Origin of the sequence: Wenyingzhuangia heitensis, from assembly GCF_011762155.1 — a bacterium.
Lineage (GTDB): Bacteria > Bacteroidota > Bacteroidia > Flavobacteriales > Flavobacteriaceae > Wenyingzhuangia > Wenyingzhuangia heitensis.
The window spans coordinates 1,507,608-1,521,056 of sequence record NZ_JAASQL010000001.1 but is presented as its reverse complement, the minus strand read 5'-3'; the positions used below and the strand labels follow the sequence as shown (position 1 = coordinate 1,521,056).

At 32.4% G+C, this 13,449-nt stretch carries 8 protein-coding genes; all 8 read right to left on the bottom strand.

Annotated features, from left to right (window positions below; all coding sequences use genetic code 11):
• Positions 1–2: 2 nt before the first annotated feature.
• Positions 3–1,778, bottom strand: a complete 1,776-nt coding sequence (locus FHR24_RS06490) for a glycoside hydrolase family 2 protein (RefSeq protein ID WP_243846506.1) — start codon at positions 1,776–1,778, stop codon at positions 3–5.
• 7 nt (positions 1,779–1,785) lie between these two features.
• Complete coding sequence (locus tag FHR24_RS06485) at positions 1,786–3,180, bottom strand: arylsulfatase (protein WP_167185606.1); 1,395 nt, start codon at positions 3,178–3,180, stop codon at positions 1,786–1,788.
• 10 nt (positions 3,181–3,190) lie between these two features.
• Positions 3,191–5,821 carry a glycoside hydrolase family 2 protein gene (locus tag FHR24_RS06480; RefSeq protein WP_167185603.1) on the bottom strand — a complete coding sequence of 877 codons (2,631 nt, stop codon included), beginning with the start codon at positions 5,819–5,821 and terminating at the stop codon, positions 3,191–3,193.
• A 7-nt stretch (positions 5,822–5,828) separates the two neighbouring features.
• Positions 5,829–7,172 (bottom strand): sulfatase, encoded by a 1,344-nt coding sequence (locus FHR24_RS06475; RefSeq protein WP_208412290.1) that lies wholly within the window; start codon positions 7,170–7,172, stop codon positions 5,829–5,831.
• Positions 7,173–7,250: 78 nt separating this feature from the next.
• Positions 7,251–8,555, bottom strand: coding sequence for a glycoside hydrolase family protein (locus tag FHR24_RS06470; protein ID WP_167185597.1), 1,305 nt, complete (start codon positions 8,553–8,555; stop codon positions 7,251–7,253).
• A 29-nt stretch (positions 8,556–8,584) separates the two neighbouring features.
• On the bottom strand, positions 8,585–9,982 hold the full coding sequence (locus FHR24_RS06465) for a sulfatase (RefSeq protein WP_167185593.1): 1,398 nt from the start codon (positions 9,980–9,982) through the stop codon (positions 8,585–8,587).
• Between the two features lie 176 nt (positions 9,983–10,158).
• Entirely contained in the window at positions 10,159–11,766 is a 1,608-nt protein-coding gene (locus FHR24_RS06460; RefSeq protein WP_167185591.1) for a putative Ig domain-containing protein, read from the bottom strand.
• A 159-nt stretch (positions 11,767–11,925) separates the two neighbouring features.
• Positions 11,926–13,428 carry a sulfatase gene (locus FHR24_RS06455; RefSeq protein ID WP_167185586.1) on the bottom strand — a complete coding sequence of 501 codons (1,503 nt, stop codon included), beginning with the start codon at positions 13,426–13,428 and terminating at the stop codon, positions 11,926–11,928.
• Positions 13,429–13,449 lie beyond the last annotated feature (21 nt).

The following is a 13,449-nucleotide window of genomic DNA, read 5'->3' as shown; positions in this document are numbered from 1 at the left end:
ATCTATTCTTTTTTTGATTTGTAAAAATCATTTAAAACATACCATGCTTTTTTACGATATCCTTTTTCTGATAACAATCCCTTTCTATTCCAATAATTTTGATTTGTAGGATGTAATCTTAAACTTGATCTAAAATCAAATAAAATCCATGCACAAGTACCTCTTAAAAAGGAAATGTTTTTTTGCATTGTTAACTGATCTTTATACAGTTGTTCCTGATATTCTTCTGACCAAGAACTTGCAACGTCTTTAGCCCCATGTCTACCATACATAGCCTCTGCTCCATACTCCGAAATAATCATTGGTTTGTTATACTTGCTCTCCCATTGAATATCTTTAGGATCTGCAGGCCATCCACCATACCAACCTAAATACTGATTCAACCCAATAACATCTAATTTTTCAATCAAATCATCATCTAGAGTCATTACTGATTTCCCTTTTTTATATTTATGTAAAGCCGAAGAAACAAAACGTGTATTGTCAATCCCCCTACAAGTATCTGCCAAGTTAGATAAGAAATTTGTTCGTAGTTTACCTGGGTGTGTTTCGTTAGAAATACTCCAAATAACAACAGCACATCTGTTTTTATCTCTTTTAATCATCTCCTTTAAAGTGCTATGAATTAGCTTTGAAGTTGATTTGTTTTTAAACTGAATTGTTTGAAACACAGGCATTTCTTCCCACAACATAAATCCCATTTTTTCTGCCAATCTAACAATATGTTCATTTTGAGGATAGTGTGCGGTTCTAATAAAATTACAGCCCAATTCTTTTGCCTTGGTTAGCAATTGCAATGCATCTGATTCTGAATAAGCACGATTTCCTCTTGATGCATTTTCTTCGTGAAAATTAATTCCTTTTAAAAAAACTGATTTTCCGTTTAATAAAATATCTTCTCCTTTGGTTTCAATGGTTCTAAATCCAATATTCTCCTCAACTTTATCCGTTGCAGTTTTTACGATTACTTTGTAAAGTTTTGGATCATCAGGACTCCATAATTTAAGTTTGTTATTAAATTTTACAACAGCATAACCTTTGTTATCGGTCATTACAGTGTGTTTAATTTTTGCTTCTGGAATTAAAACTTCAACCTTTTCAGGTTTTTTAACTCCATTTATTTTTACATAACCTAAAACATGTTTTTTATTTGATTTTTCTAACTGAATAAAATAATCATCAATGTAAATCTTTGGGGTTTCTATCAATCTTACATCTCTTGTAATTCCACCATAATTAATCCAATCGTAACCCATTGCAGGTACTCCATCAGGCTGTCTTTCATTATTTACACGTACAATAATGGAGTTAAGACCTTCTTTTACTAAGTCAGTAACTTCAAATTGAAAAGGTGTGAACCCACCTTCATGACTTCCTAGTAATTCTGAATTTAAATACACATCAGCATGATAATTCACAGCATCAAAATACAAGAACAACCTTTTATCCTTTTTCTTAACTATCTGAATTTCTTTTTTGTACCATACTGTAGATTCATAAAACTTTAACTCAGGAAGTTGCGAATTAAAATCTCCAGGCACATCAAAAACAGGACCTCCATCAAAAGAATATTCTACAAAACTAGATTTTCCTTTAGGTTTTTTATCTTTATATAAAGATTTCCATTTTTGTATACCTACATCAACAGGATCAATAATTACCTTCCATTTTCCATTTAAACTAGTTTGCTGTCTTGCAGGTACATTCACCATAAAAGATTGTGAATGTAATGAGCTAATTGTAAAAAAAAGGATTAAAAAATTTCTTATGATTGACATACCTTTATTAATTATTTAATTTTGCAATTATTTTCTTCATTTTATCAACAACTTCTGGATGTTGAGTAGCAATGTTTTTTTCTTCACCCAAATCTTTAGACAAATCATACAATTCAAAAGGTAAGTCTCCCTTTTTTGTTTTATTTGTCTTATTTTGATGAATTAAAACACCTTTGTAATTCCCTATTCTGACAGCTTGTTTGGTAGCTTCCCAATTGGTGAATTTCCAATACAAATAATCTGCTTTTTTCTGTTCTTTTACTTTACCTTCTAACGTTGGTAAAAAAGAAATCCCGTCACATTGGGTTGGTGTAGGTTGTTTGGTTATATCTGCCATGGTAGCCATTACATCCCAAAAAGCACTTGGTAAGTTGGTCGTACTTCCTTTTTTTATTACCGATGGCCAATAAGCTACCATTGGAGCCCTAATTCCACCTTCGTAGACATCTCTTTTTCCTCCTTTTAAAGGTCCGTTAGAATTCCAAAATTCAGGATCGTGTCCTCCTTCATGATGTGCACCATTGTCACTCGTAAAAATAATTAAGGTGTTTTTATCTATCTTGTATTTTTTTAACATTTTTACTATTGCTCCTACTTGATTGTCTAAATGTTCTACCATAGCACCAAACCCCGCTATTGGATTTATTACATCTGGTGTTGGTTCTGGGTCTGCATAGTATTCTCCTATTACACTGTCAAACTGAGGCAATTTTTTTCTCCATTTGTTGTGTAATTTTTTTGGAGCGTGCATGGCTGCATGTGGTATAGCTGTTGGAATGTAACAAAAGAAAGGTTGTTTCTTTTTTGCGTTTTCTTCTATAAAATTAAACGCATGATCCATAATCTCATCGTGCACATAGGTTCCTTTTTTAATTGAAACTTCTTTACCGTTGTGTACCATTTTTGTAGGATAATAGGTATGAGCGGTTACTTGTGTTTTCCATCCATAAAACTCATCAAAACCATTGTTTAAAGGATCTCTTGCTCCTCCCATGCTTGTGTCTCCTAATCCCCATTTACCATAAGCTCCCGTTGCATATCCTGCGTTTTTAAAAATTTCGGGTAAAATTGTCATAGACATTTCCAAAGGTGGCTCTTCTTTAGAGTTTCCTGTAATGTATACATGTGCAGGGTTTTGTCCGGTCATCAATACTGCTCTAGAAGGACTACACACTGCATTACCAGAATAATGATCTGTAAACTTCATCCCTTTTTTAGCCAACTTATCAATATTTGGAGTCGACAGTATTTTTTGTCCGTAACAACTAAGGTCTCCGTACCCTAAATCATCTGCTAGAATATAAATAACATTTGGTTTTTCTTGAGCATTTAACTTGTTTACAAACAACATTGTTAACATTAAAGCACTTATCACTACGGATATTCTTTTCACTTTTTTCATTTTTTAATAATTAATTTTCTTCTGGATTACTTCTTAATTCCATTAAAGCTTGATCTTTCCCTACTAACTGAAGCTTTAACATTTTAACTTCTTCTTGCAATTTTTTAATATCTGTAGGAAGATTTTCTTCTTTAACTTGTTCTATAATTACTTTGTTTTTATCCACTTTTTTTGAAGTAGACTCATACGCTGTATCAAATAACATTTTTTGTTTGATTGGTTTTGATTCAAGACTAATTTCAGAGGACTTTAGTCCTTTTACAAAGGCACGAACTTTAATAACTCCAGATTTATCTGTTGCTTTTACCAAAGCTGTAGCAATTCCAAATGAAGATTTTGCAGGATTCCCCATGTTATTAATTCCTCCAATAATTTCTGCAGGTCCTTCAACCTCAAAATAAACAAACTCTTCTGCCAATACTTTTTTCACACCGTTTCTATCAACTATTGTTGCTCTAACAGGAATAAAATCAGATCCATCAGCTATTAAATCTAAACCTTCATCAGCAATGCTTAATTCTAGTTTTTCAGATCTCATAGCATAAACCTTCTCTTCTTTTATCACTGATTTTCCATTGACAAAACCTTCGGTAATCATTTTTCTAACCGCTCCTCTTTGATCTCCTTTTCTATGACGAATTTTATCTAAAAAGAAAACATTTTTAAACACAAATGGTGGATGTGGTAATCCATTATAACTAGCATCTGTTGATGGTTTTTGAGTTCCATAATCTTTTCCCATCCAAGTCAAGTTTATTTCATCGCAATTGCTATAAATAATTACGTCACTCCCAGATAGTTGTGTTAATTCGTTCGTAATATAAATCATTGGTCCTGTTTTAATTTCCTTTAATTTATAATCTACAGGTAATTGACTTTGGTACAAATAATAAGTATACCTAGGTAAACGCAACACATTTAAGTGTCCTCCTAAAAATGGATCTGGATGATAACCTCTTTGATGATCTATCCCAGCCCACATAGCACCTCCAATTCTAACTTTATCAGTTTTAAATCGTTGAGATAGTTGTTTTGCTTGTCTTAATGATTGCTCTAACATTGCTTGTTCTCCCCATTCTCGTTTTACACGAACCATAGAGTTTTGCGAGTACCAATCATCTACTTCATTTCCATCACCAAATTCTCTATTAAATGAATTTATCTTTTTATCATTTCCGTGATAATACACATCCAACCCTCCTTTTTTAGCTTCTTCATAATCGGTAACTGTAAACATTCCCGGGAAAGGATATTCTGCATGTGCAGCTTTGTGCATATTATGCATGGCATGGTCTGGCTGAGAAGGTGTTTCATTTAAAGCGGTTTCCCACAAAAGAATTGAAGCTCTATTTCTATCTTTTCTCACTAAATTATGAGAATCTTGATACAAACGTTCTTCAAATATTTTAGCTTTAAAATTAAAAAAATGCCATCCCGGATTTGCTGTTGTGGTTAACATTCCTAATTCATCACAAGCATCGTAAAAGGCATCATCTTGTGGATAATGACCTACACGAATGACATGACTTCCTCCTTCTCGTAACAATTTTACATCTCTGTAATGACTAGAATTGGGCAACGCATTACCAACATACGCATAATCTTGATGACGGTTGACTCCTACTAATTTTTTACCAATGTATTTTTTATTTACAAACACCCCTTCAGCTCCTTTCATCTCAAACAATCGGATTCCGAAACGTGTTCGCATTTGATCTACCACTTCTCCATTTATCAAAACATCTGTTCTTACAAAATGTAAATAAGGATCGTCTGGATGCCATAAATGAACATTATTAACTTTTAATTCTTTAGACAATTGTTTGCTTTTTCCTGCAGATAATTTTATGGATTGGCTTATTGACTTTATCTCTCTGTAATTAGCATCTTCTAACGTAGATTTAATGGTAATAGATTTCTTGGTTTTAGAATTGTTAGCAACTTCTGTTCTAATTCCTATGGTTGCATTGTTTCCATCAACATTTATAGTTCCTAGAAACACACCACCGCCAGCAACAGTTTTACTTAATTCTGGCAACGTAACGTGAACGGAGTTGGTTTCTATCAAATAAGTATCTCTATAAATTCCTCCCAAATAACTAAAATCTAGTCCATTTTGCTGTTTACCTGGAGGATACAATTTACTATCGCTATTGTCTGCTAGTACAGCAACTATATTCTTCCCTGGTTTTAAAACAGCAGTAATATCTGCTGCAAAAGGCAAATAACCACCGTAATGTTCTGCAACTTGTTGTCCGTTTACCCAAACCTTTGCCACTCCCATTACAGCTTCAAAATACAATACTCTTTTTTTTAACGTTGTATTTTCTGTAAGCGTAAATTCTTTTCTATACCATGCTTTTCCTTGGTAATTTCTGCCTCCACTTGCGTTTTCTGGTAAAATTTCTAATCCATGAGGTAAATTTGCTGCTTCCCAATTTGTATCATCAAAATTTATGGTTTCGGCATTGGCTACATCTCCTTTATAAAATCTCCATCCTACATTAAAATTAAACACTTTTCGTTGGCTATTTTCTACTTCAAAAAAACCTGCTGTAGAAAAAGTCTGTTGAGCATGAACATTATTAAATTTTGTAATGATCAACATCACAAATAATAATTTAAAGAATAACTTAATCATTGTTTGTTTATTTTTTAGAACCTCTTTTAATTCCTTCTTTATTAATTTTTGGCAAGTGTTGTTTTAATTTTTTTATTATCGATTGCATTTTAGGGTTACTTGCTAGGTTTTTATATTCATTAGGATCGTTTATTTCATCATATAACTCCTCACTACCGTCCTTATATCTAATATATCTCCACTCTTTTGTTCTAATTGCATGATTTTTAAAACCATGCGTACTTATTGCTACGTGCTCCCATTTCTTTTTAGGGTTTTTTAACAAAGGAACTACACTAACACCTTCTACATAAGAGGGTTTTTCTATGTTGGTTAATTCGCAAATAGTCGGAAATAAACTCATCAAATCTACAGGAGCATCACAGGTTTTATTCTTTTTTGAAATCCCTGGAGCTACCCAAATAAGAGGTGTATGTGTTCCTTGATTCCATAACGTAAACTTTCTCCAATGTTCTTTTTCTCCTAAATGCCATCCATGATCTCCAAAAAGAACGATTTGTAAATCATCTGCATACTCACTTTTTTCAACAACATCTAAAAGCCTACCTAAATTCATATCCATATAAGCAATTGTTGCCAAATAAGATTGTACTGCAGTTTCCCACATATTATTTCCTACTATTTTCTTGTGTTCCTTTTCTCCAAAACCTATACGTCTTCCCATAGTAGGCACATCATCCAAATCATTTTTTAAATGAGGTGGAAGCTGTATATCCTCTAAAGGAAACATGTCATAATATTTCTGTGGTACAATCCATGGTAAATGTGGTTTTACAAAACCACATGCTAAAAAAAAGGGTTTATCATGTTTTTTATTTAATATTTTTTCACAATAATCTACCATATACCAATCAGGTATATCTGTATCCTTAAGGCTTATCTCTACAGGTTTGTAATATCCTTGATCTTTTTTCTTTTTAGGGTTCCAATTTACTTCTGGAGTAGATGGATTTGGAACTTCTGGTCGGATATCTTCATTCCAACCTGATTTATAATCACCTGTTATGTTATGGTATATTTTACCTGTAGCATAGGTATCGTACCCATTCTTTTTTAAAACATGGTTTAATGCGGTTCCTTCTTTTACATAATCTTGCCAATGCTCAGCATTTTTATAACAACCAGAAGTACTAGGTCTTTTACCAGACATTAATGCGGTTCTTGAAGGGTTGCATGATGCCCCTGCGCTGTATGCATTTGTAAAGGACACCCCTTGCTTAACCAATCTATCTAAGTTTGGTGTTTTAACCTGTGGATTTACCTTTAAATATTCCACCCAATGGTTCAAATCATCAACTGGAATAAATAGAATATTTGGCTGTTTTTTAGCATTTTGTCCTTGAATTTTCACATTTGAGAATGTAAAAAAGATACTTAACAGTAAAAGTATTTTTTTATTATTTATATTCATTTTTTTTATTATTATTTTTTACAAACTACACTCGTTGTCATTTTTAAGATCTTCATCTGTAACTATTTCTAAACCATCCGAAAATCCTACTGTAGAAATATCTTTTTCTCTAATATCTATAGTATAGTTTGGTGTATATAAAACGGCTGCAATAGATGGTCCGTTGTAACTATCTCCATGTGGAAAATCACTAATAGGTTCTGATGATATATGCTCTCTTAAACTACAAGGCATATAATTATAATGTTTAGGTTTAATTTGTGCTTTGTCTATTGAAAAACTAGCTGAAACATCTCTTATAATAGAGCTACTACTAAATGATCCCGCTCCCAATCCTTCTTCAGCCTCTTCTGGTGAAGCAAAACCTTTATTTATTCTTACTGCAAAACCACTACCTATAGAAGTTATTCCTCTTATATCTACTTTACCTTGATCTATAAAGTGAGGAGATAGCATTACTGCGCTGTTTCCATTTTCTGATCTGATGTCTCTACCATAAATTTCATCTACAAGATCATAAGTACCTAGTTCTCTTAGTACTTTATTATGTGTTTCTATTCTTAGCGTTGCTCCTCCTTGTCCATATAAGTTTTTAAACAATAACTCTTTAGCCAACTGTAACTGTACAACACCATAACCATAATCTGAATTGTACAAATCAATATTTTTTATAACTCCTTTTCTTGGTCCATACACACGATCTCCTATTTTAACTCCATTAAACTCTAAAGTTGAAAATTTAGAAAAATTATCTTGTACAGTTATATTTGAATATTTAAAATTAGATACATTATAGGATTGAATGATTCTGATGTTTAAAAAATCAGTCGCTGTTTCTCTAAGATCTACTACAAAATTTCCGTTAACACCGCAAATACTTACATTTTCTACAAGAGTACTACTAGCATCATTTGTTACTTTAAATATTGCATAGTTTCTGTTTCTTTTACTTTCAATTTCAGCTGGTCTAATTATTGCGTTTGCATCAATTTCAAGGTGAACATTAGATTTTAAAAACACTTCAGCAAAAGAATAATTACCAGCAGGAATTGTTAATTTCCCTCCTCCGTTATCCGAAATAAAATCGATTGCATTCTGTAAGTTTTCACTATCATTTGTATCAAAATCATTATCTACAGAATAATCTGTTTTTAGATTTTTAGAAACAACAAAACTTGTGGGTGCTATATAAAAATCATCTTCATTAATCACCAAACCTTCTTCCTCTACTTCTTCTTCCTTTATGTTTTCTTCATTATCTACTATTTCTCTATCTAAATTAGTAGAACAATTAAAAAAAACAAGCATTGAAATTAATGTCATTATTTGTTTATAAACCATCTTATTAATCTTTATTTTTCCATTATTATTTTTAGTTCTTTTCTAAACTCTCTTATAATTCCTTTGTTTTCAGAGTTTTTAGCAATATTAGTCCACTCCATAGGGTCGTTTCTATGATCGTACAACTCTTCAAATCCATCCGTATAAACTATGTATCTATACGTTTCATTTCGTAAGGTATGATTCCCCAATCCTTTTGTGGTTAAGGCTGAATGATTCCATTCTCCATTTGGATTGGTTACTAAATGCCTGAAACTATTTCCATCTAAATCTGTTTTTTTAGGCAAACCACACAAATCAATTAACGTAGGGTATACATCAATTAAAGAAACAGTACGCATACTTACTCCTTGTTTTCCTTTGCTAGGATCAAAAACAATTAAAGGAGTTTTGGCAGATTCTTCCCAAAGTGTTTGTTTAGAGTAGTGCTCCTTTTCTCCCAAATGCCAACCATGATCTCCCATTAGCACAATAATGGTATTATCTTTATACTTGCTTTTTTCTAAATTATCTAACAAATGACCAACACAAGCATCGGCAAAAGCTAAACTTGCCAAATAGCCTTTTACTACAGATTTCCATTTGTTATTTCTTAAAATTTCTGCATGCAATTTATTACTCGCCCAGTTTTGACCTATTTTACCTGTATCTTCTAAATCATTTTGTAAAACTTTAGGCAATTGAATTTTATCTTCATCAAACATGTCAAAGTACTTTTTAGGAGCATACAATGGCAAGTGAGGTCTAAAAATTCCACATGCTAAAAAGAAAGGTTTGTCGTGTTCTTTTTGTAAAAACTGAGAAGCATATTCTGCTGTTTTCCAATCATTTGTTTTTTCATCTGCAATAACTACAGGTCCCCAATCAAAAGATCTTGTTTTACTTCCTTTTACACCTGCTCTTTTAAAATTTATACCATGTGTAAAACGAACGTCTGGGTAGGGAGTTCCTAAACCTACTTTGTTTTCTGTTTGAAAAGAACCTGGATCACTCCCTTCTTTTGGCACTTTTGCTGTTCCTCTTGGACTGTGAAATATTTTTCCAGAAGCAGCCGTTTTGTATCCATTTTGTGCAAAATATTGAGGTAATGTTACTGTGTTTTCAAACCCTTGCATTTGTCTAAACACCTCTACATTTCCATATACACCAGTTTTAAAAGGTTGATAACCTGTTAACATACTTGTTCTTGATGGATTACATAATGCTGCTGAACAATATGCTTGTTTAAACACTGTACTTTTTTTGGCTAAAGCATCCATGTTTGGAGTAATAGCCTGTGGATGTCCTCCAAAAGCACCTACCCAATCATTCATATCATCTACCATAATTAGTAAAACATTGGGTTTATTTTGTGCAAAGCTAGCTAGAGCTAGCAAACAAAAAAACAGGCTTACTTTATATTTAATCATAATTACTTATTAAATTATTTTAATAAGATAAAGTAAAAGAGAATAAGCAGTAGTTATGTTATTTCTAGTTAAAAAAATGTGTTTGACCGTACAATAGAAAAACACAAACAAAATAAGGTCTATTACCACATGCGGTAATAGACCTTTATTAATTGATTGTATTTTTTTATACAATGTTATTTTTTAATTTTCACCAAGACAACACCGTGAGATGGTACTGTTGCCGAAAACGTTTCTTTATATTTTCCAATATCCTTTTGCCTCCACAAATCTCTTAATTCTTTGCTTCCTTTAATTCCTAAATCCTCCCATGTTACTGTAATTGTTTGAGACTCTTTTTTTAAGTTGAACAATCCTAAAGCTTTACTACCATCCACCAACTCTTTTACTACAATTTCCATAGTAGCATCGTGATAAATTGTTTTTCCTGGAATGGCAATTTCATCTTGATTAATTGCCAACACTTCTGCATTAGTCAATAAATTTAACGTAAAATCATCCATAGTTTCTATAGGACAACCTATTAACATAGGTGCTGCCCACAAAGACCATAAAGAAACATGAGCATATTGTTCATCGGCAGTTAAACGAGAAGGATGTAAACCTCCTTTGGTATTTACATCTCCCACCACTAACATATCTGGATCAGGAAAATGCCCTGGTGCTCCCGAAAAACCTTTTTCCATCCACTCTCTATGTGCAATCCATTCGTCTCTAATACTTTTATGACTTCCTTTTCCATCCCACCTATCTTTTAAATCTCCATAAGTTCTAAAACAATTTACAACCTCTCCAAAAAGAGCTGCATTTTCTAAAGGGGCAGTGTTAGATAATGAATAAATAATATCTCTTCCGCTATTTTTAAGAGCATTTGCCATACGGATTGTACTAGCAGGTTCATTAGGATTCCAATCATATTTTAGATAATCAATTCCCCAATCCGCCCATTGTTTGGCATCATTTTCATCAAAAGTATAGTTAGCTACTCTCGTAAAAGTTCTTTTTTCACCTTTTTTACGATTGTTTTTATCATTCATAGATTGATCCCAATGACCATCTTCAAAATCACTAGTTCCACCAATATAACCAGCATATGTAGTTACCCATGGAGAAGAATAGATTCCTAATTTTAATCCCATGTTATGAACTTGATTACTCAAACCTTCCATGTCAGGAAATTTGGTTTCATCTGCTAAAATAGCATGGTGCTTTCCTCCTCTTTTAGATTGCCAAGCATCGTCTATATTTATGTATGACCATCCGTAGTTATTCAACCCCTTAGCAACCATAGCTTCTGCAGATTCAATTACATTTTTTTGAGTCACCAAAGGTCCCCAACAATTCCAACTATTCCATCCTAAAGGTGGGGTTAAACAAATGGTGTTTCCTACTTTAATATTGAATTCTTTTTGATCTACACCTACCTTATTTTTGGCTATCAAAACCACTTTGTGATCTCCTATTTTTTTATCTAAAATTTGACCACTAATAACTCCAGTCTCTTGATTTACCTGCAAACCATTAGGTAAATTCTTTACAGAAAACTCCATAGGTCTAACTCCTGTAGCTGGTATGGTGTATAAAAACGGTGCATTGGGAGTAACTCCAAAAACAGCAGCTCCATTAATTTGTGGTTCTTCTTTTTCTTTGGGGGTTAAAATATATTTTCCTGATGCTACTTTAGGACTGTAGGTTTTTTGAGTAGTACAAGAGCTAAATAATATAGCAAACCCAAGCATACATCCTATTAAAAAAGTTTTATTAATTTTTAATTCACAATACATTGTCTTATTATTTTTAGATATCTAAAACGAAGAAACTAAAATTGTAGTAAGATTTCGTATACCTAAGTTTAATAGATGTACCTATCCGTAATTTACTAAGCAACATATGTATTTACTAACATCTGTAATCATCAAAAAAACGTAAACAACTAGTAGTTATTAATTCCTTAAAATTGAATTAGGTGGTAGTGGTACTTTGTTACTTTTTCTCCATTCTAACAACTCAGCCAACATTTTTTGAGTTGTTTTAGTTTCTTTTTCTACTAAATTATCAGACTCTTTTGGATCTTTTTTTAGGTTGTATAATTCTAGCTTACCCGTTGCTAAATACTGAATTAATTTGTAATTGTTTTTTCTAATTACAGAACAGGCTTTTTGTTTTTTATTGTTACTTGCCAAATGCCAAAACAAAGGTCTTTTTTCTAATGTTTTTGTATCTTTTTTAAATAACGGAACCAAAGAGTTTCCATCTAAAATTTGTGCTGAATATTGAATATTGGCTACCTCTAAAAACGTAGGGAAAAAATCTAGTAAACTCACAGCAACATCGGTTCTTCTCGCTTTTATTTTATTTGGCCAATTGATTAATAAAGGGACACGAATTCCACCTTCATAAATTTGCCTTTTATAGCCTCTTAACAAGTTATTATGACTTTGACCTCCGTTAAATCCATTATCAGAGGTTACTATAATTAACGTATTTTCTCTTAAATTTTCTTTTTCTAAATAGTCAATTATTTTCTGAATATTATCATCCACAGATTCAATCATAGTGGCATAACTTGCCATTTGTTCTCTTTGTTTTCCTAATCCTTGCCCTGTAATAGAATCTCCTGGTTTGCTGCTGTATTTTTTATACAATTCATCATTTCTACTTTTAGTAGGTTGGTGTACTGCATAAAAATCTAAATTCACAAAAAAGGGTTCATTTTTATGTTCTCCTATAAAACGAATCGCTTCATCTGCAAATCGATCCGATAACCATTCGTCAGTAGGTTTGTTACTTACAAACGGATTGCTAAAAGGAGCTCTATATCCTCCTTTGTAACTTTTATAGCCTCCCATTTCAAAAGCAGGATCTCCTTTATAGGTTCCTCCAACATTTTCTATAAAACCTCTTCCTTGTGGGTAAAACTGTAAAACCTCCTTAGTTTTATGCTCTGCCAACCAAGAGTAGTCTCCTGGCTTTGGTTGCGATAATTTTTCTTGAAAAGGATAAGCAAGTGACAATTCTTTATTTGGATAAGGCCCTACAATATGATATTTTCCTAAATGAATAGATTTATATCCGTTTTTAGCCAAAGGCTCAGCATATATTTCATGATCTTTGGTTACCGTCCATCTCGAAAAAATATTTTCTTCTGCCGTTCCATGCTCCAATACAGGTACATTATACACTCCTGTTCTAAAAGATTGTTGTCCTGTAAAAATTCCAGTTCTAGAAGGTGAACACGTTGGATACATATAGGCATTATTAACGACCAAACTGTTTTTAGCCAACTTATCTAGATTGGGAGTTTCGTAAAATTTAGAGCCATTAAAACCAACATCTGCATAGCCTAAATCATCTACCAAAACAAAAATGATATTTGGTTTTTGTTGTGCTTGTATACAACTATAAAAACTTATGAAAAAAAAGAAAATTGATTTTAAGTTTAACATCTTTATTTCTATTATTAGTAC

Coding starts and splice junctions, on each gene's coding strand:
- FHR24_RS06455 (WP_167185586.1), bottom strand. CDS start 13,428: ATGTTAAACTTAAAATCAATTTTCTTTTTTTTCATAAGTTTTTATAGT.
- FHR24_RS06465 (WP_167185593.1), bottom strand. CDS start 9,982: ATGATTAAATATAAAGTAAGCCTGTTTTTTTGTTTGCTAGCTCTAGCT.
- FHR24_RS06485 (WP_167185606.1), bottom strand. CDS start 3,180: ATGAAAAAAGTGAAAAGAATATCCGTAGTGATAAGTGCTTTAATGTTA.
- FHR24_RS06460 (WP_167185591.1), bottom strand. CDS start 11,766: ATGTATTGTGAATTAAAAATTAATAAAACTTTTTTAATAGGATGTATG.
- FHR24_RS06490 (WP_243846506.1), bottom strand. CDS start 1,778: ATGTCAATCATAAGAAATTTTTTAATCCTTTTTTTTACAATTAGCTCA.
- FHR24_RS06480 (WP_167185603.1), bottom strand. CDS start 5,821: ATGATTAAGTTATTCTTTAAATTATTATTTGTGATGTTGATCATTACA.
- FHR24_RS06470 (WP_167185597.1), bottom strand. CDS start 8,555: ATGACATTAATTTCAATGCTTGTTTTTTTTAATTGTTCTACTAATTTA.